Source organism: Cylindrospermum stagnale PCC 7417 (genome assembly GCF_000317535.1).
Classification (GTDB): Bacteria; Cyanobacteriota; Cyanobacteriia; order Cyanobacteriales; family Nostocaceae; genus Cylindrospermum; species Cylindrospermum stagnale.
Genome location: NC_019757.1, coordinates 3,186,393 through 3,210,358, shown reverse-complemented (window position 1 = coordinate 3,210,358; position 23,966 = coordinate 3,186,393). Strand labels below are relative to the sequence as shown.

Sequence of the window (23,966 nt, the reverse complement as noted above, 5' to 3'; positions counted from 1 at the left end):
GGCTAAAGCCCTGACTACGAGCTAATTTAAACATTTGTTACTTTACTTAATATAGGTTTGATTTCTTTTTGCATACTTACTTAGAGACTCTAAACTAATAGGATTCAGATGTAGGTTGGAGAGCCACTCACCTGCGGGGGTTATCACCTTGGAGTGCAGTGGCATTTGAGGAACTAAACCCAACATTACCAGTGAATTATCGGAATCTGATTTGATTGATGATAGCTTGCATGGCGTAGCCATACTTACTCATAGAGGCTCTTAACAAGCAAAGAAGGGAGGTAGACGTGTAGGTAATTTTTTCAAAAATCAAACAGCAATTCTATAGCCCTCTTTTGTCACTTTCCGGGAGGGCAATCTCTGAAAGCCTTATCAACCAATCAATCCAACCTATCCTATTAGAAAAAAATGGGTGTTGTATTTATTATTAGAAAGAGATTGTGCAATCGCTTGGTAGATAAAAGCTCTAGAATTCAGAAATGGCAAATGTTTTCGGAGAGTGGCAGAACAGGGATAGTTGAATTTCACTTCATTCCCTACACTAAGCAAACTACAACCAAACTGAAGATAAACTTTCTTTTTCTCCAAAAAAGTTGAAACTAGTGGTAAACTAGAATGTCAGATTTTTTCTTGAACGAAAGTGGCAAAACAAGGCTAATCTGCTTTTCTTAATTGAGCTAGTATCTGGCTATATTCCTTTAAATTGCTTTGATTAAGAGCTTCTTGTTCTGTGAGAATGCAGAGTTCTTCTTGTTGCGCTGCCAATTCTGCCTCTAATGTAGAAATTTGGGAGCAAACTACCATTTGTTTGCGTTCCAATTCTCGTTTCTTTTGCTTTAACAACAGTCGGTGTTGACTGGCTGCTAATTTTTCTTGTGCTTCTTGAATAATTCTAGCACTACCAGTTAAGACAGTTCCTTGTCCTAAATACACATCTAACAGTTGAATACCTTGTTTAGTCAGTAAAAATTCCCGCACTTGGTTAGAGTGTTCCATACCACGAGATTTGAGAACATACAAAAGTCGGCTACGTTCCCCGTTGCTTTCTAGCATGCGGACTTCTATCCAAGTATCCATGAGGGAAGAAATTCCCATTTCCGTCTGCTCAAATGGGCCACCCCCAGCAGTTAGGTTATTGAGCAACACTGTAATTTGTTGGGATTTGAGAAAATCAACCAATCGGATAAAGAACATCTTGGTTTGATTGAGATTACCGCTTGAGGTGAGGTTGCTTATAGGATCAATAACCACGGTAGAGGGGTTAAATTTCTGTATGAGGTGATGTAAATTCACTAGGTGTGTTTCTAACCCATACTCGGTGGGACGGACAGCCTGAAAATTGAGCAACCCCTGCTGTAAATATGGTTCTAAATCTAAGCCAACAGACTGCATATTCCTGATAATTTGTTGTGGTGCTTCTTCTGATGCTAGATACAAACACCTTTCTCCTTGACGGCAAGTTTCAGCAGCAAAATGGCAAGCTATAGTAGTTTTACCTGTGCCAGCTGTACCAGTAAGAAGAATACTGCTACCCCGGAAGTATCCATTTCCACTCAACATCGCATCTAAACGAGGGATACCGGAGGAAATACGTTCTGTTGAGACTACATGGTCTAAGCCAACGGAGGTAATGGGCAAAACGGAAATGCCATCATCAGTAATTAAGAAGGGATACTCGTTAGAACCATGTTGAGAACCTCGATATTTAATAATTTGCAGTCGTCGTATTGCTAGCTCCTCATTAGTTCGTTGATCTAGCCTAATTACACAGTCAGAAACGTATTCCTCTAAACCTTGCCGTGTCAAGGTGTTGTCACCCCGTTCTCCAGTGATAATAGCAGTTAAGCCTTTTTGTTTAAGCCAGCGAAATAGACGACGTAACTCAGCGCGGACAATAGCAGCGTTGCTTAAACCGACAAATAACACTTCGATGGTATCTAGTACTATTCTTTTGGCATCTACTGAATCTACAAGCATACCAATGCGAATAAATAACGCTTCTAAATCATAATTACCTGCTTCTTGAATTTCTTGGGGTTCAATGTAGATGTGTTCAATAGCTAATTTTTTTTCCTGTATTAGCTGCTCTAAATCCCACCCCAGAGAAGTAACATTTTGCACTATTTCTTCTGGGGTTTCTTCAAAACAAATGAATGCTCCTGGTTCTGCATACTCGGTTGCACCTCGTACCAAAAACTCGATCCCCATTAAGGTTTTGCCACAACCCGCAGCACCACAAACTAATGTTGGACGACCTAATGGTAGTCCTCCATCTGTAATTTTATCTAAACCTTGAATGCCAGTTGGACACTTAGGAAGATAATTTTTTTGACCTGTTGCAGATGTATCTTGTTTAACCATAACCTATACTCATGTAGGGGAAATATGCTACTTTTGTCTTCCCATCATCGCTTTCTAATTTCCTTTTACATACAATACTAATACTTAATTCAAAAATTTCTCAAACGGCAGCCCAACTGATATCTGAGTTTTGCTGAAAATTGTAAATCTAAAATTTGAAGATTTTGTGAGGATTGACAATCCTAGGCTTCTATTGTCCAACCGAGAAGTTTAGCGACTTGTTCCGAGAGAAGCATGGGATTGAAGGGTTTAATAATTGCTCCCACCACATCTAAATTTGAACACAGTATATGTTCAGTTAACTTTGTACAGCCTGTCACTAAAACTACTGGTAAAAACTGGAAGTCTGGACTAGTTCTCAGTTCTTTTAAAAACGCTAGACTACCCATCTCCGGCATTATCCCATCAAGAATAATTGCATCTGGCTTTTCTGCCATGACTTTTGCTAACCCTTCGTATCCTGAACTGGCAGTCACTACATCCCAACCACCTATATCTTCTAAAGAATACTGCACCAACGTCCGGATATCAGGGTTATCATCAATCACCAAAACTTTTTTCTTTACTATTGTGTCAGGGGTGCAGGATTGTAACTTACTGTTCATATATCTATTTCAACCTACCTCAACTATTTTTGAGATTACACAATAGTTTTGAAGATTTTTTGAAGATGGCAAAACTTTAATTACTCTAGATTTAATACAGTTTTGTTCAGTAAATTTATTTATTCAAGTGAGGGCTGTGAGACAACAAAGCTTACTCTGAAGTGTATTGCTATAGAATGATTTTTTTATCTTAGTATTTAAATTTACTAATAAGCCCGACTTTATCCATAAAACAGATAACAGAGAATAGTTTAGTTAGATGTGCTTCTTTGATGTGTTGCTAGTGGCAATAGTTGCTAATTAGAGGCTTACATCTTCTAGCTTTTTCTCAAAAAAATCAGAAATACATCTTTTTGGGCATAAAAATAAGAGTTTTAAGCTCATTCATTCACAATATTTGCACTTTCTAGTCCTGATGCAAGATGCCTGGTTATTATACAAAACCTTACTTAAAAGTATTGTGTAAAATAGATTTATAGTCTTGCTCATCCTGTTGTACTGTTGGGCTTTAATACTTTTACTATCAACCAAAAAACAACAAATTACCTTAAATAAGGGCAAAATCAACATATAGGAGCCAAAAAGGTGGTGAAAATATTATTAGTAGAAGATGACAGTATTACCCGTGAGATACTTGCCAATATATTAACTGCCCATCAATATCAAGTCAGTTTAGCTAGCGATGGACAGATGGCCTTAGAATTGATAGAACAGTTTGAGTATGACTTGGTAATATTAGATATTGTAATTCCTAAAATAGATGGAATTAGTCTATGTAAGCAGTTGCGAAAGCAAGGCTACGAAACTCCAATTTTGTTACTTACTGCTAAAGATAAAATAACAGAAAAAATTATCGGACTTGAGGCGGGAGCAGATGATTACGTTACAAAACCCTTTAATTTAGAAGAATTACTAGCAAGAGTTAATGCCTTATTACGCCGGGGTAAATATCTCAATCCTCAGGAAATAATTTGGGAAAATATCCACTTTGATTCAGTAAATGCCAGGGTAACTTATGGCAATCAACTTTTACATCTCACACCCAAAGAGTATTGGTTATTGGAATTATTTTTACTTAACCCTAAACGGATATTTAGTCGTCAAGCTATTTTAGACCGGCTTTGGGATTTTGCTGAATCTCCCAGTGAAGGCACTGTCAGTACTCATATTAAGAGTTTACGTCAAAAGTTAAAAGCTGTGGGAGCAAAAGATCCAATTGAAACCGTGTATGGATTGGGATATCGTTTAAACAGTCCCAGCGAATCTTGTCACTGCTCACTTCCTACACAGTCAAGCGCTCTAAATATTAAAGATGATGCCAAACAAAAAGCCCAGACTATTACCTCAGGAATATGGGAAAAATTTCAGACTCAGTATGCAGAACAAGCCAGTAAATTAGCACAAATTATAACTATTTTGTCCTCGACAAAATCTGATCTAGAAGTACAACATCAAGCCGAGGAAATTGCTCATAAATTAGCTGGAGCTTTGGGAATTTTTGGTTTGGTGAATGCATCCCAACAAGCAAGAAAGCTAGAGTTGTTGTTGAAACAGACAGTTTTAGATGCCATGCATATCCAGCAAGCAAGAGAACTGAGCAAAGTTATACAACAAGAAATCAGCCACTGGAGTTTAGACCATACTAAATGGGTAATGTGAAAAAAAACAGGGTGTCTGATTGAATACAGTTACCCTGTGAGCAAAATACACCAAGAAGTAAGCGGGTTGAATTAAATATAAAACCTTTGTACTCGGTTTTATCGTAGAAAGTACAGCACTATTTTCGGTTGTCGGTGCGTTACGGAAGCCATAACACACCCTACACTTTTATGGTTTATCGAACAGAGGAAACAAAACCTCACCCTAGTTCTGCTACGCGTCACCTATTTGCTGTAATATTCATTCTGAGCATAGACGCTGATAATGCTATCACCGACTACAAAAAATGTGCCTTCCTGCTCATGTTTAGAAAACTGTAAATTGGGGAATTTAGAAGAAATTTCTTCAGCAGTCATGGCTTTAGCTGAAATTTCATCTGGTAACAGTCCCGTAGCACCAATGTAAAATACTAAAGGAGAAATCTTTTCCTGGTAAATTTTCTCAGCATATTGCTCTAATTTACTATTAGCTGCTGTCATTGCAGCAATAACTTCCTCATTGCTGACACTTTTACCAGCGTGTTTAGCTTGCAATACTAGCACCAAAATATCAGCACCAACTTTGCTCAGAATTTCTGCGCCTCGGTGATTTTGCTCTAGTCCGAGAAGGTCATCAAAAATTGGTTTCATCAACTCATCAACCTTGGTAATCTTCATCCGCGCCGAAATTGATTTTGGTCTAAAAGCTATATTTTCATTAAGTGCCATTTCACAGCTAGGACTGGTAAAAATCTCCCCAGTTTCTTTATGATAAGCTTCATATCTTCTTTCTAAGAATTTATTAGCAGAATAAAGCTTGCTGAGGTTGAGGATGTCTTGACTACCAATATCGATTTTATAGCTAACGCGGGAGTCGATTATCCCGTTATTTATAGCTTCCTTGATGTCTCTGTAATCGTTGGTTGAGGGAAAATTGAGGTACAGATTTTTAGATAAGTAATGTTTTTTCAACTCATCTAATTGTTCTGAGATAAACACATCTGATTCATCATGCAAGTAAGCAGAAATAATACTAGAGACAACTTTGATTTCTGCTAGTTGAGTGAATAAACCATCAATGCTGCTGTAACTTCCATCAAAGGGTACTAAAGGTAAGTTGTCTAACTGGATGGTGTATTCAGCATGAAAATCAAATTTTTCAGCATCGATAACACCTTTGTCTTTCAATAAATCAAAGGCTTTTTTATTGCTGATTTTAACTTGCAGAGATTTGACATTTATTTCACCATCACTGACAATGGTGTAATTATTAAAAGTAGCTAAGTCATTTACCAACAAACCTGCAACTTCAACAATGGGGGTTTTGTCTTCAGCTTTGACAAGCTTGACTTTGCGGTTAACAAGCATATTGATAGTGGCGGTGTTGTGATTAATTTCAAACACGCCCATTTCCACATAATCGCCTTGAACGATATTTTCTGTTTGTAACCAAGGCTTGACAAGTTCGCCATTTTCATCTCGTACACCTTTCACCCGCTTGACACCTTTTCTTTGATAGTTATCTTGCAGATTTTTGATGTTGACAATGATGCTTTGACGATGTTCCGCAAAAATTTGCATGAGTTCGAGTAAAGAAATTTTATTGTTAACTTTTACTCCATCAAGTATTTCCTGCTTTTCTAGAACATGGGGGTAAAATAAAACTACATCAATATCTTGAGCCAAGCTAGAAATATCTCGATTGGTAAGCGCTTTAGCGTGTTTTTCTGTTAATGTGGCGTTAAATGTACTCGCTAGGGCATACTTAGCAGTATTCAAATTTCCTTCAGCTAAATTTGCTTTAGCAAAAGCATAAACTGATTCATGATTCTGCATCACTGGGATATCTTGAAGTTGTTCATAAGCATCTTTTGTGACTTGCTTATATTTATAGATAATCCCTTCATCTTCTGGTTTCAAACCCAAAATCTTGAGCGTGTGACTTGTACCGTAAATTTTCTTTGCAGTTTGGGAAAAAAACACCTGATAACTGTAATCACTACCTAAGGATTCTTCGATTGATATTCCTACTGCTTCACTTAATAAGTTTGCAGTGCTGTAAATGGCATCATATACTTCTTTGATGTTTCCAGCTTGCACACAGCTACCAGAGACATTATTGGCAATTTTAGCCAATAATTTAAAATCAGAATAAGGTGAATAGGCGATAGTATTGACAAAAACATCTAGGTGTTTGAGTTCGTTACATATCGCATCTAAAGCTTTTGCTTCTGTAGTTGGGCTGCTATCATTAGCATAACCGTCACTGTGCAAAGTAATCGCTGTCAATTCACCAGCTTTAATTAGGGTTTTAGCTAATTGTAATGACTGAGAAATGCAGGTAAGATAGCTGGCGCGAATTTTTTGTATTTCTTCCAAGTACGGTGAATTTCGACTCATCACTTCTTGAATTGGTATGCGTTGGAAATGACAAGTAACATCACCCTGAGAAGAATAAGATATTAGAGAAATAGCTAACTGAGAGTTGCTATATTCATCTAAAGTCAAAAGTTTAATTAGCGTGTCTTTTAAAGCGTCGATATCACCAGACATTGAGCCAGAACGGTCGATGATAATGATACTATGAGTTACTGATTTTTTGGGGATAGCATCAGGTTTGATTTCTAGATTAACTCTGTCTACTAAATAGTAAGCTTTCTCTTTACCAGCTAAGTTGTAAAGAGTGAATTTTGCTGTTTGAGTTGACATAGTTTTATGTGTGGTTTTATACTGACATTTTACAGTCTTAACTCTTAATTAGAGGCTGTTTGTTTTTACCGCAAGATCTAGCAAGGGTTTTTGCTCTACGGCGATTATTGGTTTAAGCAAATCACTAAATTGCCTAAGAGGATGTCTGAAAAGTATCAAAATTGATCGAGATCCCCCCTAACCCCCCTTAAAAAGGGGGGAACAAGAGTCAAAGTCCCCCTTAAAAAGGGGAGCCAGCGCGGTCTTGGGGGTCTCCCCCATGAGCGACTGGCGTGGATTTAGGGGGATCTACCAGTGTTTGATTTATCACTAACAACTTCTCAGACATCCTCTAAAAGAAAAAAACAGAATGTTTTCCAATGTATTAGGATTTGTGGTCACCAAAAAATCCGCGTTTAAAATTTTATGCCTATGTTAAAATTGACATAGGAAACACTTTTTTACTATGTGGTGATAGTTGCATTTACAAAACTGGTGCTATAGACTTTCCGCAACTACAAATCTGGGGTATCACCTTGTAAATTGCTTGGCACACTTAATTGAAGGTTTATAAGTATATAGTACATTAGTACTATTAAAATGTCAAGTGGCTTTCAGGTGAGAGGCGGCGAGAATGCTGAATAATATAAGAGAGCGCTTCATAATTCTTAATTATTCATTTGTACTGGAACAATGGCGAGAGATTTACGGGGATTCATTAAAATTCTGGAAGAAAGAGGACAATTACGGCGAATTTCCGCTTTAGTTGACCCGGAATTAGAGATTGCGGAGATTTCCAACCGGATGCTGCAAAAGGGTGGACCAGGGTTGTTGTTTGAAAATGTCAAAGGTGCTTCCTTCCCGGTGGCTGTGAATTTGATGGGTACCGTGGAAAGGATTTGCTGGGCGATGAATATGCAGCGTCCAGAGGAGTTGGAGACTTTGGGGAAAAAGCTGAGTATGCTGCAACAGCCAAAACCGCCGAAGAAGATTTCTCAGGCGATAGATTTTGGTAAAGTGCTGTTTGATGTGGTGAAGGCGAAACCGGGACGGGACTTTTTCCCCGCTTGTCAGCAAGTGGTGCTTCAAGGCAATGAGTTAGATTTAAATAAGTTGCCTTTGATACGTCCTTATATTGGTGATGCTGGCAGGATTATTACGTTGGGGCTGGTGATTACTAAGGATTGTGAGACTGGTACGCCAAACGTTGGTGTGTATCGCTTGCAACTGCAATCTCCGAAGACGATGACAGTTCATTGGTTATCAGTGCGGGGTGGGGCGAGACATTTGCGGAAAGCTCAAGAACGTGGGAAAAAATTAGAAGTGGCGATCGCACTTGGCGTTGACCCTTTAATCATTATGGCAGCTGCCACACCGATTCCGGTAGACTTGTCAGAATGGCTATTCGCGGGGCTTTACGGCGGTTCTGGGGTGCAGTTAGCCAAGTGTAAAACCGTAGATTTGGAAGTTCCCGCAGATTCAGAATTTGTGTTGGAAGGAACGATTACACCAGGAGAAGTTTTACCAGACGGGCCCTTTGGTGACCACATGGGTTATTACGGCGGCGTTGAGGATTCGCCCTTAATTTGCTTCCAGTGTATGACACACCGCAAAAATCCGATTTATCTCACCACATTCAGCGGTCGTCCACCCAAAGAAGAAGCGATGATGGCGATCGCATTAAATCGCATCTATACCCCCATCCTACGGCAACAAGTATCCGAAATTGTCGATTTCTTCTTACCAATGGAAGCTTTGAGTTACAAAGCGGCGATTATTTCCATTGATAAAGCATATCCCGGACAAGCGCGACGGGCAGCTTTGGCGTTTTGGAGTGCCTTACCCCAATTCACATACACCAAGTTTGTGATTGTCGTAGATAAAGACATAAATATTCGTGATCCGCGTCAAGTAGTGTGGGCGATTAGTTCCAAAGTTGACCCCACGCGGGATGTATTTATCTTACCAAATACCCCCTTTGACACCTTAGATTTTGCCAGTGAAAAACTGGGTTTAGGTGGACGCATGGGAATAGATGCAACAACAAAAATTCCCCCAGAAACTGAACACGAATGGGGTTTACCCCTAGAGTCAGATCCCGACGTGGCGGCGATGGTTGAAAAGCGATGGGCCGAGTATGGTCTAGCAGATTTGAAATTAGGAGAAGTTGACCCGAATTTGTTCGGTTACGATATGAAATAGAAAAAGGACATCAGCCTGAATTGCTGATGTCCAAACAGAATATTTTATCAAAGAAATGACAGCAAATTTAATAATAGGATTAGCAGCAAGTTTTCTAGGGATAAGTATTAATAGCAATATCGCTAATCAAATAGTTTTAGCTAAATCGATTAAACCCCAAACTTGCAATATTTTTGCCTACGTCACAGACAAAGATCCCCAAGGTTTAAATGTGCGGAGTGGTGCAAGTAACAGGAACAAAATTTTAGGGACAGTACCCACCAATGAAACAGTTAATATTATCGCTGTTTTGGGAAGTTGGGTACAGATTACTAATGCTAGTGATGGGTTTAAAGGAACTGGTTGGGTGTCTGTACCCAAGTTAGGTATATCAACGCGTGGCTATGGTACTAATGGCGTGAATCTTTACACAAAAGCTAATCAGCAAAGCCAAAAAGTAACGCGAATTCCCCCTGATGTGAGTGTCAAATTGTTAGGCTGTCAGAAAGATTGGGCACGGGTGGAATATCAAGGTATTAAGGGTTGGTTGAAAAGAGAAGATCAATGTGGTGCTGCGCTTACTAGTTGTTCTTGAAATTCACAAACCCCACCCCCAACCCCCTCCCCGCAAGCGAGGAGGGGGCTAAGATGATGCGAATTGATCAGGGTTTGGTATTTTTGCTGCTTGATGGGGAATACTAAGGTTAGGTTCCTTGTTAGATTAGAGTATATTTCTAGAAATATGGACTGGATATATTTACTTAGGGCGCAACAGGCTGATTTTATTGAAAGGCTTAAATCTGGTTGTCTCTTTCATTGTACAACAGAAGGCCAACACAGTGAATTGACAGTTATTTCCGGCGATAAGAAGTTAAATCAATTACAATCTTTTTGCCGGAGTATGGAACAGAAGTATCAAGAAAATGACCCAAAATGTCTCTTCATCAATAATATGAAGGGAAAGCTTGGTGAGGAAGTTGTCAAAACACGTTTAGGAAATCTAGTTTCTGAGGTAGATTATAAAATTAAAATTGGTGGTGATGGGAAAATTGATTTTACATTAATGGCTGACCCATCTGTTGGTATTCAAGTTAAAACTCGTTATAGCAATATTAGCAATATTAATACAGTTGCCTGGACAATTAAACAAGAAGAAATTAGGAAAAATGCCGTTCTAGTTTGCATTTTAACTCAAGAGAAAGTAATTGAAGATCAAACACAGTATCACTTAATACAAGCAGGTTTCTTGCCGACTGAAATGATTACTAATGATCAAGTTTTAGTTAAGATGGATGAATTACTATATTGTGGTGGATTACAAAGTTATTTAAATAATATATCTTCCACCGATAAAAAGGGGCAAAAAGAGAATAAATTACATACTTATATCTTCAACATTTTAAGTAAATCCTTTGCCAACTTTAGTACAGGTATTGACCATTTGAAACCTGGAAAATATGAAAAAGCGATTGAAAAATTTAATGAAGTTATTCGTCTTACTCCTGGAATGATTTCAGCTTATAGTATGCGGGCATTTTCTCAGCAATATCGCCAAAACTATGTAGGAGCAATTGAAGATTATACGCAAGCACTTCAAAAAATTCGTTTTTTAGAAGCACGCTATTTTTATTCTCGTGGTGTTCTTTTTGCTCATATGAACGAAAACGAAAAAGCGCTTGCAGATTTTCAGAAAGCCGCAGATTTTTTTAAAGAGCAAGGTCAGCAAACAGAGTATAAAAAAATAGAACTGTTGCTTACAAAGCTTCAGCAATAGCCAATCTGTATTTTTATTAACAATATCACTTATTTTAGGCAATTGTTGTTTTTGATTTAAAAAAAACCTTAAGGCATTTTTGATAAAATAATGTACTTCCAAAAACAACATCCTTAGCCCCCTCCTCGCTTGCGGGGAGGGGGTTGGGGGTGGGGTTCTATATTTGCAACCAACCCGTAATCACCTCCAAAACCCCCTCAATCCCCTCTAAAATATCCTCATTTCTAAACCGCACTACCCGCAACCCCAAACCTTCTAAAAACTCCTGACGAATTCCATCTTCTGCCTGGGTATAGTCGTGAATTCCTCCGTCTACTTCTATAATTAACCGCGCTTCATTACAATAAAAATCAACAATGAAACGGTCAATTACGTGCTGACGGCGAAACTTAAAACCCAAAATTTGCTTATTTTTCAACTTCTGCCAAAGTAGGCTTTCTGCTGGGGTAGATTCACGCCGCATCTGTCGCGCTAATGGCTTGAGTTTCTCCCAGAGTTCAGGTGAAGCTTGCCAAGGATACCCCGGAACCCCACCCCCTAGCCCCCTCCCCGCAAGCGATGAGGGGGGACTGGAGTTTGAAAGAGTGTTTGGTGTTAAGTTTTTATCTGGCGTCATCTGGCTAATTGGTAGTTAACTAATTTTTGTTTTACTTATTGTTCCTGGCGCATCCGCAAAAGCCCCACCCTGCAAGCGATGAGGGGGAACTGGAGTTTGAAAGAGTGTTTGGTGTTAAGTTTTTGTCTGGAGTCATCTGGCTAATTGATAGTTAGCTAATTTGTGTTTCACTTATTATTCCCAGCATGCCCCCCAAAGACAACATCCTTAGCCCCCTCCCTGCTTGCGGGGTAGGGGGTTGGGGGTGGGGTTCTAGGGAAAGATTTACAGGAACTGAAAATTTTAATAAAATAAGCTAAATTAAAAGATTCGCAGAACGAGAAATGGACTGGATTAACCTACTGCGATCGCTACAGTCTGACTTTATTAAAAGATTCAGTTCTGGTTGTCTGATTCATTCTGAAACAGAAGGTGAATATAGTGAATTAACTATAATTTCTGGAGAAAGGTTAAAGGCTTTACGGGAATTTTGCTGGCAGATGGCTGAAAAATATAAGCGCACTTCGCCAGTCCGGGGGGTTTTTATCAATAATCTTAAAGGCAAGTTAGGTGAAGAAGTTGTCAAACAACGTTTAGGTAATTTTATTACTGAAGTAGATTACGAAAAAAAATTCGGCGGCGATGGCAAAATTGATTTTACTCTGACTGCTAACTCTTCAATTGGTATTGAGGTGAAATCTCGTCACGGCAATATTGATAAAGTTAGATGGTCAGTTAGTTCCGAAGAGGTAGAAAAAAATGCCGTTGTCGTCTGCATTTTGATTCAAGAAGAGGTGAATGAGGCACAACCTAAATATCACCTGTTATTGGCTGGCTTTCTCCCTACCCAGATGATTAAGTTGAGAACTGGTAAAATTTCCTTTGGGATAAATCAATTGTTGTATGGTGGGGGTTTATTATGCTATCTAGAACAGTTGCAAGCTTCTACAAAATCTCATACTCTTAAGCAGAATAACCCAAGTTATCAACATACACCTAAGTTAGAACTCCCGCATCAAGTACCCAAGAATCAGTTAATAATTGCTGATAGAGAAAAACAAAATACAGACTTAAATATACTTTATAGAAAATTAGGTGATGAGTTTTTAGAAAAAGGCAATTATGTATCTGCTATTACTAATTATAGCCAAATATTACAAGTTAATATTCATGATTTTAAGGTTTATAATAAACGAGGTTTTGCTTATTATAAATTAGGAGATTACGCAGCAGCAATTGCAGATTACAATCAGGCAATTAGGATTAATCCTCATGCTGCTGTTGCTTATAAAAACCGTGCTGAAGTTCTTTTTCAGATAGGAGATCATCAGGGTGCAATTGAGGATTATACTCAGGCGATCAAAATTAATCCCCATTATGCTATTGCTGACAAACACGGAGGAATTCCTGCTTATTTATTAGCAAAAAAACAAGAAGTTGTGTCAGCAATGAATATTGAGCCGGATTTAGAAGATTACGAAGCCGCGATTGCAGATTGCACTCAGGCAATACAGGTTAATTCTCATGATGCTGATGCTTATTACAATCGTGGTAATGCTCATTTTGAACTAGGAGATAATCAGGGAGCAATTGATGATTTTCAAAAGGCAGCAGACCTCTATTGGAAAGAGGGAAAGCTAGAAAAACATAAAGATACGCGAGCAAGAATTGTAGATTTAGAAATAGAAGCATCATTAGATATTTTAAATTTCTAATAATTCGGTCTACACCAGCAACGGCAATCCTCAGCTACTGGGACTTAGACAAAATAGAAGATGAAAAATGGTATAACTGACATTCCGCACTTGAGAATGTAATATATTAATATTTTAATAAGTACTACCAAATGATCGTGATGGTATACTAAACCGAGTATTTATCGGTGGTTATGCGATCGCTATCTAACCGCCCATTAGCCAAATTTTTGTAACTTTTGTATATTTCAAAATGAATTGCGGAATGTGGGTTTAAAAAATAAAATGATTTTAGGCTTAAAAAATATCAGAGTTATCTTTGCATTAGTTTTGCTAGCTGGTGTTAATGGTTTCCATAATTCAGCTATAGCAGATGTTAATAGTCAGCCCCTGATGATGGCACAAGTGCGGGGTATTACCACCAATTCTCAAGTACATCAAGTTTTTCGCTCGATTCTGCCCAAATTAAAGCAAAAGACTCAGATTCAGATTTTATTGCCAAAGTTCGTTCCTGGGTCTGATGGAGAAAATCCACTTTACGCGATTATCGAAACTGCTACAAAAAATAAGTACGAAATTTTATTGGGTTTCAGCCCAGACTGCAATGGTGGGACTGCCTGTCGTCTGGGGGTTGTGACGGCCGAAGCCGTGACGAAAAAAACACCCCGTCTTAGCGGTAAGCCTGTATCTTTAGCCAAGGGGATCACTGGCTATTTTGAAGATTTTAAATGTGGTGCTAATTGCTCAGATGCTACTTTAAGCTGGCGGCACAAGGGTGTGCAATACGCTATTGGGCTGAAGGCTGGCGATCGCACTTCGTTGGTAAAAATGGCTAATTCGGCAATTTCACCGTAACTTTTAAATTGGACTTGCACAATAGTTTGGCGGCAAAGCTAAGTAATTATACTTAAAAATGGCATAAGATTATTTTATTTATCAGTCCCTTAGCCCAAGCTTCATTCCTATCTGCTGTTAACAGTGTAACATTCACTTGTAATGACACTTAACTTGCACTTTGTTAAGAAAATGACTAATTCGGCAATTTCACGATAGCTTCAGATTCGGACTTCCACAATAATAGGAGTTGCAACGTACACCAAGTAATTTTACGGTAATGAGCAACAACATTATCCATCAGTCCCAATTTATGAAGTACCTGAAATTTCCAGCTTTATCGGCAATATTAGGGGTTAATTTAGCCATTGCCGCCCTAGCACCTCAGGCATTAGCCGTAGATAAATTCATATCTGTCGGTACAAGTGTAACATTCACTTGTAATGACTCTGAAGCGAAAATCAAAGCCAAAAATGGCCCCAAGGTAACTGTTGGAACAACAAATATCTACGTTGGTTATCAGCAAGTATCATCTATTAACCAAGATCCTCGGATTATTCGTTTCGATAATGGTGTCAAGAAATGGTGTCGCAGCGACTACGAAACAACGCTTGACGATGGTAGAGGCTACGGGCTGCTTTGGGATGGAAAAGGCGTTTTATACGGCGTTTTTTCCTCCACTGGCAACCAAACTGGTAATGATTTTCGGCGCTTTTCTACTGGCCGTTGGCTACCCACCTATGGCAATGGTGGCGGGCCCAAAGTAGCCGTTATAGCTAGAATTGATCCAACCAATGGTAACGTTAACTACTCTACATATCTCACTGCTAAAAAGTATAGTGATGGTAAAACTAACTCTCTAGTGGTGAAAGCATTATCTTGGAATGGCACAAGCTTGACTGTAGAGGCAGATTCCTGGTGGTCTCCCCGTCGCGCTAATACAAGTTCCATGCTTTGCTCTGGTATTTCACCTTTTAAATACACTACTGTATTTAGTGGTGACTTAAAAACCGTTAGCTGGGCTGCTGCATCTGGCTGTAATTAATTCAGTTATCAGTTATTAGCTAACTGATAACTGTTGATGGGGGTAGGTTCTAATATCCGCCTTCTTCTTCGTATTCTGGCTGTTTTTCTGTCAGTTTCCTGGGAATATTCACTGGCTTTGGTGCATCCTCCCAAGCATCGCCTTCTAAGTCGTCATAATCGTCGTATTCTTCGGCGTAAGGCTTGTTGTAGGGTTGGGGTTCAAATTTTGGCGGTTGTTGATACTTATCCCTACCTGTGGCCTCACTCCAGTTATCTTCTTCGTCTTCTTCGTATTGAATCGATTCGTACTGTCGCGCCCTCATTACCTGACGCTGGGGTCTTTCTTCTTCCAAATAATCTTCATTCCATTCTTCTTCCTCCCGTGCTACGGGTTCGGGGGCGCGAACTTTTGGCTTTGGTGGCTGTAACGGCACTCCACTTGGCAGCTGATTTGGTGTGGCAATTGTCCGGGGAGCACTATAGCCATATTCTTCTTCGGCATCTCTTTCCCACGGTGGTTTACCGATACCCAGGCGTTCCAAGATACCGACTGTCAATTGGTTCACCCGTTCTTCGGCTCCCTCAAATACAATCAATCTGTTGGGTCCAGTACTGACGATTTCGTCTACTGATAACTCGTAAGTACTCAAAAATTGATCGGGGATTTGGGGCAATCCCAAAGAAGCGATGACGATGGAGTAAATTTTGCCGTTTTCGCCATTGAACTTGAAGCCCCGCACTTTGCCTAAAACTTCACCTGTTTCTGTAATCACTTCCCAGTTAACCAGGTTGCTGAGAGCCTCAACTTCAACATCTTCAATCACATCTTCGTTATCAACTAAGATAACGTCACCAATTTGGTTGATGCTATTGAGGTACATATAACGGGGCAGACCAGAAATAGAGATCAGGCTGTCTCGCAAACTAAGAGCCACAACCTCTCGCTGATCAATATCAACCCAGACTTGACTGATGATACCTAACCGCTTGCCGTTGTCGCGGGTGATCACCTGGGTGTTCAATATGTCGGAACGCCTAACTATCTGTTCAGAGGTCATTCTATACCGAGTCCTGATCTCGAATCCGGTTTGATCTATACACTATTTTTAACAGAAACTCAAGCCGATGCATTGGAAGATTTTAATTTTATTCCCAAAACTTGGGTATAAGCTCCTCGTGCTTGAGTAACACCAATTGTGCGTTCGGCTGATTCTATCATCGGACGACGCAAACTCACAACAATAAACTGTGCTTGTTGTGCCTGTTGTTTAATCATTCTAGCTAATCGTTCCACGTTTGCCCCGTCTAAAAACATATCAACTTCGTCAAATGCATAAAATGGTGATGGGCGGTAGCGTTGCAGCGCAAAGATAAAACTTAAGGCGGTGAGGGATTTTTCGCCCCCGGACATCGAAGCTAGACGCTGTACTGGTTTACCTTTGGGATGGGCAACTAAGTTCAGTCCACTGTTAAAGGGATCTTCTGGATTATCGAGTTGTAGATAGCCGTCACCGTCGGAAAGGATAGCGAAAATTGATTGAAAGTTTTCGTTGACAGCATCAAAAGCTTCTTTAAAGGCGCGTTGACGTAGGGTAGTAAAGTTTTCAATCCGTAAAAGTAGTTCGGTGCGCTCTGCTTCTAATGTCTGCAATTTATCTGTAAGTTCTTGGAGGCGGTTTTGGGTACGTTCGTATTCTTCCAAAGCCAGCATATTTACGGGTTCCATTGCCTGCAAGCGTTTGGCAAGCGATCGCAATTCTTTCTGCAATTCCTCTAAATCTACTTTATCAGGAACTTCTGGCAGGGGGCTGGGTAATTCAGCTCCTAAATCCCGCAATTGGGTTTGTAGAGTTCCTAGTTCTTCCCGCCGCTTCACCTGGGTTTCTTGGAGCTTTTCCAGTTCCCATTGTAATTGCTGCTGCCGCAACAGATGCGATCGCAATTCCTGTTCTGTAGCATCCCGTTTTTGCTTTTCTTCCCCTAAATTCAGTTCCTTTTCTCGCAAAGATGCCTGAGTTGCGGTAATTTGATTATTCAGTTCTGCTAATTGGTTGTTGACTGTTGCCTGTTGCCTGTTGCCTGTTGCTGCTGACTGTTGATATTCTGCAACCCGCGTTTCTCCTTCTTGAATTTTCTCTTGTAACCGCTGTTGCTGATTTTCTAGATTTTTTAATCTTTGCTCTGCTTCCCTTAAGGCGGTTTCCCGTTGTTGCAATTGTTGCTCTTGATTCCTAATTACCCCCTGGATTTGTTGCCATTCACTAGGGGTTTGGGAGGCTTCTAACTCTGCTAAGGTGTGTCGTAATTCTTGCAGTTGAGTTTCTTGCCCTGGTAATTCCCGCAATAAAACTTCGAGGCGAGTTTGAGAAGTGGCGAATTTTTCGCTGTTTTGGGCGAATTGCGATCGCGTCCCCTCTAATTGTGCTGTTAAAGTTTTAATGTCTTTTTGCAACTGTTCCAACTGCAACTGCTGTTCTCGCCGTTTTTGACGAGTTTCTGCGAGTTCCTGTGTTAAGGTTTTGGTACGGGTGGATAAAGTGGCGATCGCTTCACTACAACGTTCTAAAACCCGCTCAATATCCGCCAAACGGGTTTTTAAAGCCATTGTTTCTTCAGATTCCGTCGCTTCTCCTGTGCCAAACCGCAACGCCGAACGCTGGGTATTACTTCCCCCAGTCATTGCACCGCTAGTTTCCAGCAATTCCCCATCTAGGGTAACAATGCGATAAAGTCCGATGTTTTTCCGCGCCTGTTCGAGATTGGTAAATACCACCGTGCTGCCGAAAACATAGCTGAAAACATCTTGAAAACGGCGATCGCACTCAACTAAATTCACAGCATAATTAACAAAGCCGCTAGCGTAACGCAGGGTGGCATCTTGGGTAAATTTCGGCGCATGAACTTTATTTAGCGGTAAAAAAGTTGCTCTTCCGGCGCGTTTTTGTTTCAGCAATTCAATCCCAGCGGCGGCGATACTGTCATCTTCCACCACAATATGTCCCAAACGTCCACCAGCAGAAATTTCCAAAGCTAGCTGATAACGGGGTTCCACCTTCCCCAACTGCACAACCAACCCACAAAGCCCAGGCATACCCGATTGCAAAATCACCTTACTCGCTTGAGTACCTTGGACTTCTTGCTGTGCCTGGGTCTGTGCCTCAATTTTATCTAAAGTGCGTTGTTTTTCCCGCTGTTCTTGCAACAGTCGCTTTTGGGTTTCTTGCTGGATTTGCAACTCTTGTTCTGTCGCTGAGAGATTTTGAGCTAAAGCTTGAATCGGTTCGCTAGAGGCGTTAAATTCCGTTTCCATCCGACTGCAATCAGCTTGCTTTTCGACTAATTGCGGTTCTAAAGTAGCAATTAGCTGAGTTTGCTCTTGAATGAGTTGCTGTAATTGGTGATTGCGTTCCTGAAGCTGGGCTTGCTCAGTGCGTTGGGGTTCGAGAGTTTGCAACAAAGTTTCAATTTGGCGGTTTAATGCCGTTTGTTGCTGCACCCATGCTTCCGACGCCGAAGCGATTTCTGCTGCGGCGGCGCGAGAAGCCTCTATTGCTTGCTGTGCCTCATTCCGTTGTTGCTGGAGAGAAGAAACATTTGCGGTTTCGACAATTTGTTGTTGTGCAGCTTGTGCGAGAGAAAGCTGATGAAGTTGAATTTCTTGCTGAGTTTGCGCCAGACGCCGTGCAGTTTCTTGCAAAGCTGTTTCTAATTCCTTTTGCTGACGCTGGAGTTGCTTACGTTCCGCTTCTTGGGTTGCGAGGGTAGACTGTACCGCCAAAAGTTCCTCTTCTCCCAATGCTTTAACATGGGCGTTAAGTTGTTCAAGTTCAGCGGTTTTTTGGGTAATTGCTAAATTGAGGGTAGCGAGTTGGGTAGTGAGTTCGGCAAAATTGCGATCGCCATTTTGAATTTGCGCCACCAACTTTTCTTGCTGTGATTGCAGAGAACGCCAGGAGAGAACAGCTTCCCAAGATTGCTTGTGCTGAAATTCCGTGCGGAGTTTTTGATATTTTTCCGCCTTCGCCCGGTCTTGAGAAAGGCGATCGCGCTGTACAGTTAATTCAGTTTCGATAATCCGACAACTATCTTCCCTTTCCTTCACCTCATCCAAAGTAGACTTAGCTTGGACGATTTTGCGATCGTAAGTCGCCACCCCCGCCAACTCATCAATAATTTCCCGCCTCTCCCGCGCATTCATCGAGATAATACTCGTCACATCCCCTTGCAGCACCACGTTATAGCCTTCAGGATAAACCCGCAGCGTCTCCAACTCCTCATGCAACTCCGTCAACGTGCAAGCAACACCATTAATATAATAATTCGACGTATAAGTCCCTTGATGAGTCACCCGCAACTTTCGAGTCACACTCCACTCAGCCGATTTTGGATTTTGGATTTTGGATTTTAAATCTTCCTCCTCCTCTGCTTCCTCTACCTCTTCCCTTTGCGCCTCTGCGCCTTGGCGTGAGACATCCGAAATATCAAACGTCACCGTCACGCTAGCCTCGATAGAAGCCCGCCCCTTGGGCTTTTGAGCGTTATTTACCAAATCCGGCAAGCGATCGGCCCGCATCCCCTTAGAACTAGCGAGTCCAAGGCAAAACAGCAGCGCATCGAGAATATTCGATTTACCCGAACCATTCGGCCCAGATATGACAGTACACCCCGGTAGCAAAGGGACTGAAGTAGTACCGCCGAAGGATTTGAAGTTGGTGAGTTCAACGCGCTTGACGTACACCATAGGCACTGGTTGGCTGGGCTAAAAGAACAAGTGTATCAATTATTTTAAGGTTAGCAACTTGTGAGGGGGAGGAATTTAGGATTTAACGAACCGCCAAGACGCCAAGGACGCCAAGGGGATGATCAAGTTCCATAATAAAGATAGGTTTATATCTTGCACCTAGCGATTAGAAATCGCGGAACCACACAAACATAGTTCGCCTGCGCTGACTCACGAAAAATCAAGGGTTTTCAACCCACGGAGGTGGGTTTTGTCTGTGTAGTCGCGAATTATATTCGCCAAGTACAAGAGATCAAGAGGAATATCTTCTACAGGACTGCTTCCCAATGCATCAAACTGATCCGCCACGTTCTCCCCAGGAAGTATTACCCACTATGTATGATCTCAAAAGTGAAGATCCAGAGGAACCTGGTTTGCCTGATCATTTTCATTTATTACAACCACGTTTGTTAGACGAAACTTTTCATTCGCCTAGTTATCCTAGCGATAAAATATTTACCGCTAGTGATATGAATCTTTATTATGACTCTCGTCAGCCAATTTGGTATAAAAGACCAGATTGGTTTGCTGTTGTCGATGTTTCCCCGCTTTATCAAAATGGAGATTTACGCCTCAGTTATGTAGTTTGGCAAGAGGGGATTAATCCTTTTATTGTAGTTGAGTTACTCTCACCAGGAACTGAAAGGGAAGATTTAGGACAGACTTTGCGAGATGTAGAAAAACCGCCGACCAAATGGCAAGTGTATGAACAAATTTTGCGGATTCCCTATTATGCTATTTTTGACCGTTATACATATACATTTAGAATATTTAAATTAGATGGCGGTCGTTATGCGGAAGTCTCTTTATCAGATTCCCGTTTTTGGATACCGGAAATAGAATTAGGTTTAGGAGTATGGGAGGGCAGTTATCAAAATATTCAGCAGCCTTGGTTACGCTGGTATGATATTACGGGTAATTGGGTATTAACTCCAACAGAAGCGGAAAGACAACGCACAGAACAGGAAAGACGACAGAAAGAAAGATTGATTGCACAATTAAAGGCGCTTGGTGTCGAACCTGATTTAGGTTAAAATTGATATGTATATTTTTGAATCATTGTAACTTGCTTGAAACTTTTTTAAAGCAAAGCAAATTTAAACTATATCTAATCAACTCAAATTTTCTATTTCTATATTAATTCTGGCACAATAGAAATAAATAAACTGTGAACGCATAATGATTACTCAATTAATGGTTCAGCCCTCATCCTTAATATCTTCTGGTATCAAGATGAGTGAATTCGGTGATATTTATCTATTTAAGTTTACTGATGAATTACAATCTCGCTTTGAAGAACTGTTAGACAAGAAAAAAGCTGATATAATCACTCCTGAAGAAGAAGCCGAATATGTAGGTATCTCTGAGTTACAGCGAATATTTACCTTAATTAACGCTCAACTAGCGGCGAAAAGTAAATGGTGTCCGAACCAACTCGACGACTTATAAGAAAACGAGCTAAATTCCTCTGTGAATATTGCCACTCTCCTGAATATCTGAGTCCCGACCGTTTTACAATTGACCATATTATGCCGCAGTCCTTGGGTGGTTCAGATGAATTGGATAATTTAGCTTTAGCTTGTCATCGCTGTAATGAGCGTCACTATAATTTTATAGTAGGTACAGATCCCAAAACTCAAGAACAAGTTGCTTTATTTAATCCCCGTCAACAAGAATGGTCTGAGCATTTTATTTGGACAAAAGATGGTATAAAAATTTTAGGTACAACTCCTACAGGAAGAGCAACTAGCGAGCGTTTTGACTTTAATGATGAACGACGTGATGAGGCTTCTATTCAAGTTGCTCGTCGTTTTTGGGTAGAAGCGGGTTGGCATCCACCACTATCAGATCCTCGTCAAGAATAAAAATCAATTTTCTTGGGTGTTTACTCCAACGGAACAGGAAAGAAGACAGAAGGAAAGATTGATAGAACAGTTAAGGTTGTTAGGTTTAGAACCTGATATTTAAATTGTCTGAATCAGGATATCCAGGATTTAAGGATTGACAGGATTTAATAAAGTGATCAATCTCAATTATTTTTAATTTTTTAGCTACATAATAAATAGAATTAGGGTGATGGTGAAAATTCTTCAGCGCTTTATTCCTGACTGTAGAGACGTTCCATGGAACGTCTCTACGGGATTTATTTGATGCAACCTCACATAAAATTGGTATCAACAAAATAATCTCCACATAATCCAATAATCACAGATTATTTATATCAATCCCTTTAGCTTGCAATCTAGTTAATAAATCTTGATATCGCTGTTGTTCCTGTTCTAGTTGCAGAAGTGCTGCTTCTTTTGCTTGACGTTCTTGTTCACGCTGTTGATTTAATTCTACAGATGTGAGAAACTTTCGCCCATCAGGATAATAAATTTCTAAGGTATTTGGTGTTAATTGAAAACATATACCCAAAAGTGGACTTACCCAACCATTGATTTCTTCAATTTGCTGTAACCATTCCTCAGCACGTAAGAAACCAGTAAATTCCACTCTATCAGGATCATAAATATAATATTCTTCTACTCCATAACGTTGATAAAAAAGCGATTTGTTAGCCATATCTTGAGTTCGGTTTCCAGGTGATAGTATTTCAAATACTACCTGTGGAGGAATATTATTTTCTTCCCACTGTTTATAAGAACCTCTGTCTCCTTTTGGTCTGCCAAAAACAACCATAACATCAGGTGCTTGCCGAGTTTTCACACTTCCCTGCACGGGATACCAAAGTAAATCACCGGCAATAAACACATCATCTTGTGGTGCAAATAAAATTTCTAAGTTTTCTTTAATAGTAACAATCCAACGATACTGTTTAGTATTATCAGACATCGGTTTTCCATCGCTGTCAGGGTAGATGATTTCTGGTGCGGTTTCTGGTGTGAGTTGCTGTACCATGGCTATACCTCCAACTTTGGGAAGTTGCGCTGATAATTTTAGTTAATTTTAGCAAAGATTTAGAGGCAAGAAATTCGCTGAGATAAAAGTAGTTAATTTTATCCTACCTCAACCCCTTTTCTCGCAACAATGCATCTGCCCAAACTGCATCCGCTTCTGATAATGCTGGTACTGCTTCCTGGCTATAATCTACAACCAAATCATAATCATAAATGTCATATACCTGATTTAACAATGCTTGCAAATCTATTACTGGTTCACTATCACCAGAACGCAAAGGTAAGGGAAAAGCTGGAATTACATCTGGTAAATTAAAAGCATATAAATCAGCAATAGGATGACGATTACCGCGACAAATTAAAATCCGATAATGACTCTGAATATTCTTACCAGTCATCGGCATAAAATCGCCTTTACGTAATAAATCAATTTCTACTAAATTGGTGAAGCTGGCTAAAACTTGTTCTCGCTTTTTTTCATAAATACGCCGTTCTTTGCCCTGACGCTTATTGGTAGGAGATAAAATTTCAATAGTAGTAACTAATTCCTCTGTTCCTACTTCTCTTACTTCTAAATATCCTTCTTTGATAGCCACTGGCATAGGAACTTTGACTTTTACAGGTTCGGGTGCAGGGACAGTTACAAACGAGTTTTCATCGATTGTTTCATACATCCGCACTTCTACAGCGACTCGATATTTAGGACGCAGTTGGGGAGATAAAAATCTGGCAATTTCAATAATTAGTAGGTGATGTAGTCCGGGGAATAATTCGGGATGTTCTAAATATGGGTTCATTCCTGGGAATGGAGAAGGCATACAAACACCTCAAAATCAAAATTCTCTAATTACATCTTAGCCCCCTCCACGAAACAGGGTGGGGTTCTACGAA

18 protein-coding genes are annotated in these 23,966 nt (G+C 40.1%); 10 read left to right on the top strand and 8 right to left on the bottom strand.

The features are described from left to right. Window positions 1-654 precede the first annotated feature (654 nt). Complete coding sequence (kaiC, locus tag CYLST_RS12990) at window positions 655-2,361, bottom strand: circadian clock protein KaiC (RefSeq protein ID WP_015208186.1); 1,707 nt, start codon at window positions 2,359-2,361, stop codon at window positions 655-657. 182 nt (window positions 2,362-2,543) lie between these two features. Continuing rightward, window positions 2,544-2,966 carry a response regulator gene (locus CYLST_RS12985; RefSeq protein WP_015208185.1) on the bottom strand — a complete coding sequence of 141 codons (423 nt, stop codon included), beginning with the start codon at window positions 2,964-2,966 and terminating at the stop codon, window positions 2,544-2,546. A 588-nt stretch (window positions 2,967-3,554) separates the two neighbouring features. Between CYLST_RS12985 and CYLST_RS12980 the strand changes: the two genes are divergently transcribed. After that, window positions 3,555-4,625, top strand: coding sequence for a response regulator (locus CYLST_RS12980; RefSeq protein ID WP_157162578.1), 1,071 nt, complete (start codon window positions 3,555-3,557; stop codon window positions 4,623-4,625). A 224-nt stretch (window positions 4,626-4,849) separates the two neighbouring features. On the opposite strand, the gene CYLST_RS12975 is transcribed toward CYLST_RS12980, so the two are convergent. Further along, window positions 4,850-7,312: a vWA domain-containing protein gene (locus CYLST_RS12975; RefSeq protein ID WP_015208183.1), complete on the bottom strand. Its 2,463-nt coding sequence runs from the start codon at window positions 7,310-7,312 to the stop codon at window positions 4,850-4,852. Between the two features lie 672 nt (window positions 7,313-7,984). Between CYLST_RS12975 and CYLST_RS12970 the strand changes: the two genes are divergently transcribed. The 3 genes from CYLST_RS12970 (at window position 7,985) to CYLST_RS12960 (ending at window position 11,246) form a co-directional block, all read left to right on the top strand. Continuing rightward, window positions 7,985-9,493, top strand: a complete 1,509-nt coding sequence (locus CYLST_RS12970; protein ID WP_015208182.1) for a UbiD family decarboxylase — start codon at window positions 7,985-7,987, stop codon at window positions 9,491-9,493. A 55-nt stretch (window positions 9,494-9,548) separates the two neighbouring features. Next, complete coding sequence (locus CYLST_RS12965; protein WP_015208181.1) at window positions 9,549-10,067, top strand: SH3 domain-containing protein; 519 nt, start codon at window positions 9,549-9,551, stop codon at window positions 10,065-10,067. A gap of 147 nt (window positions 10,068-10,214) precedes the next feature. Beyond that, entirely contained in the window at window positions 10,215-11,246 is a 1,032-nt protein-coding gene (locus tag CYLST_RS12960) for a tetratricopeptide repeat protein (RefSeq protein WP_015208180.1), read from the top strand. A 157-nt stretch (window positions 11,247-11,403) separates the two neighbouring features. Here CYLST_RS12960 and CYLST_RS12955 read toward each other — a convergent pair whose 3' ends face one another. Further along, window positions 11,404-11,862: an endonuclease domain-containing protein gene (locus CYLST_RS12955; RefSeq protein WP_015208179.1), complete on the bottom strand. Its 459-nt coding sequence runs from the start codon at window positions 11,860-11,862 to the stop codon at window positions 11,404-11,406. 323 nt (window positions 11,863-12,185) lie between these two features. On the opposite strand from CYLST_RS12955, the gene CYLST_RS12950 reads away from it, so the two are divergent. The 3 genes from CYLST_RS12950 to CYLST_RS12940 all read left to right on the top strand — a co-directional run bounded on the left by CYLST_RS12950 (window position 12,186) and on the right by CYLST_RS12940 (window position 15,414). Further along, entirely contained in the window at window positions 12,186-13,556 is a 1,371-nt protein-coding gene (locus CYLST_RS12950) for a tetratricopeptide repeat protein (protein ID WP_015208178.1), read from the top strand. A gap of 264 nt (window positions 13,557-13,820) precedes the next feature. After that, window positions 13,821-14,390, top strand: a complete 570-nt coding sequence (locus CYLST_RS12945) for a hypothetical protein (protein WP_015208177.1) — start codon at window positions 13,821-13,823, stop codon at window positions 14,388-14,390. Between the two features lie 292 nt (window positions 14,391-14,682). Beyond that, entirely contained in the window at window positions 14,683-15,414 is a 732-nt protein-coding gene (locus CYLST_RS12940; RefSeq protein ID WP_015208176.1) for a hypothetical protein, read from the top strand. A gap of 49 nt (window positions 15,415-15,463) precedes the next feature. Here CYLST_RS12940 and CYLST_RS12935 read toward each other — a convergent pair whose 3' ends face one another. Together CYLST_RS12935 and smc are read right to left on the bottom strand one after the other, a co-directional pair. After that, a complete protein-coding gene (locus CYLST_RS12935) occupies window positions 15,464-16,453 on the bottom strand; it encodes a PRC-barrel domain-containing protein (RefSeq protein ID WP_015208175.1) in 990 nt (329 codons plus the stop codon). A 59-nt stretch (window positions 16,454-16,512) separates the two neighbouring features. Continuing rightward, on the bottom strand, window positions 16,513-20,136 hold the full coding sequence (smc, locus tag CYLST_RS12930; RefSeq protein ID WP_015208174.1) for a chromosome segregation protein SMC: 3,624 nt from the start codon (window positions 20,134-20,136) through the stop codon (window positions 16,513-16,515). 326 nt (window positions 20,137-20,462) lie between these two features. Between smc and CYLST_RS12925 the strand changes: the two genes are divergently transcribed. The 3 genes from CYLST_RS12925 to CYLST_RS12915 all read left to right on the top strand — a co-directional run bounded on the left by CYLST_RS12925 (window position 20,463) and on the right by CYLST_RS12915 (window position 22,040). Next, entirely contained in the window at window positions 20,463-21,209 is a 747-nt protein-coding gene (locus CYLST_RS12925) for a Uma2 family endonuclease (RefSeq protein ID WP_015208173.1), read from the top strand. A 145-nt stretch (window positions 21,210-21,354) separates the two neighbouring features. Further along, on the top strand, window positions 21,355-21,624 hold the full coding sequence (locus CYLST_RS12920) for a hypothetical protein (protein WP_015208172.1): 270 nt from the start codon (window positions 21,355-21,357) through the stop codon (window positions 21,622-21,624). Further along, complete coding sequence (locus CYLST_RS12915) at window positions 21,594-22,040, top strand: HNH endonuclease (protein ID WP_015208171.1); 447 nt, start codon at window positions 21,594-21,596, stop codon at window positions 22,038-22,040. The genes CYLST_RS12920 and CYLST_RS12915 overlap by 31 nt, the downstream gene beginning before the upstream one ends. A 340-nt stretch (window positions 22,041-22,380) precedes the next feature. Here the strand turns inward: CYLST_RS12915 and CYLST_RS12910 are convergent, their stop codons facing one another. Next, complete coding sequence (locus CYLST_RS12910; RefSeq protein WP_015208170.1) at window positions 22,381-23,076, bottom strand: Uma2 family endonuclease; 696 nt, start codon at window positions 23,074-23,076, stop codon at window positions 22,381-22,383. A 103-nt stretch (window positions 23,077-23,179) separates the two neighbouring features. Continuing rightward, a complete protein-coding gene (locus tag CYLST_RS12905) occupies window positions 23,180-23,893 on the bottom strand; it encodes a DUF4058 family protein (protein ID WP_015208169.1) in 714 nt (237 codons plus the stop codon). Window positions 23,894-23,966: the final 73 nt, after the last annotated feature.

Excerpts from the sequence above, each read along its gene's own strand:
- kaiC (WP_015208186.1), bottom strand. The coding sequence starts at position 2,361 with ATGGTTAAACAAGATACATCTGCAACAGGTCAAAAAAATTATCTTCCT.
- CYLST_RS12985 (WP_015208185.1), bottom strand. The coding sequence starts at position 2,966 with ATGAACAGTAAGTTACAATCCTGCACCCCTGACACAATAGTAAAGAAA.
- CYLST_RS12975 (WP_015208183.1), bottom strand. The coding sequence starts at position 7,312 with ATGTCAACTCAAACAGCAAAATTCACTCTTTACAACTTAGCTGGTAAA.
- CYLST_RS12970 (WP_015208182.1), top strand. The coding sequence starts at position 7,985 with ATGGCGAGAGATTTACGGGGATTCATTAAAATTCTGGAAGAAAGAGGA.
- CYLST_RS12965 (WP_015208181.1), top strand. The coding sequence starts at position 9,549 with ATGACAGCAAATTTAATAATAGGATTAGCAGCAAGTTTTCTAGGGATA.
- CYLST_RS12960 (WP_015208180.1), top strand. The coding sequence starts at position 10,215 with ATGGACTGGATATATTTACTTAGGGCGCAACAGGCTGATTTTATTGAA.
- CYLST_RS12955 (WP_015208179.1), bottom strand. The coding sequence starts at position 11,862 with ATGACGCCAGATAAAAACTTAACACCAAACACTCTTTCAAACTCCAGT.
- CYLST_RS12950 (WP_015208178.1), top strand. The coding sequence starts at position 12,186 with ATGGACTGGATTAACCTACTGCGATCGCTACAGTCTGACTTTATTAAA.
- CYLST_RS12945 (WP_015208177.1), top strand. The coding sequence starts at position 13,821 with ATGATTTTAGGCTTAAAAAATATCAGAGTTATCTTTGCATTAGTTTTG.
- CYLST_RS12940 (WP_015208176.1), top strand. The coding sequence starts at position 14,683 with ATGAAGTACCTGAAATTTCCAGCTTTATCGGCAATATTAGGGGTTAAT.
- CYLST_RS12935 (WP_015208175.1), bottom strand. The coding sequence starts at position 16,453 with ATGACCTCTGAACAGATAGTTAGGCGTTCCGACATATTGAACACCCAG.
- smc (WP_015208174.1), bottom strand. The coding sequence starts at position 20,136 with ATGGTGTACGTCAAGCGCGTTGAACTCACCAACTTCAAATCCTTCGGC.
- CYLST_RS12925 (WP_015208173.1), top strand. The coding sequence starts at position 20,463 with ATGCATCAAACTGATCCGCCACGTTCTCCCCAGGAAGTATTACCCACT.
- CYLST_RS12920 (WP_015208172.1), top strand. The coding sequence starts at position 21,355 with ATGATTACTCAATTAATGGTTCAGCCCTCATCCTTAATATCTTCTGGT.
- CYLST_RS12915 (WP_015208171.1), top strand. The coding sequence starts at position 21,594 with ATGGTGTCCGAACCAACTCGACGACTTATAAGAAAACGAGCTAAATTC.
- CYLST_RS12910 (WP_015208170.1), bottom strand. The coding sequence starts at position 23,076 with ATGGTACAGCAACTCACACCAGAAACCGCACCAGAAATCATCTACCCT.
- CYLST_RS12905 (WP_015208169.1), bottom strand. The coding sequence starts at position 23,893 with ATGCCTTCTCCATTCCCAGGAATGAACCCATATTTAGAACATCCCGAA.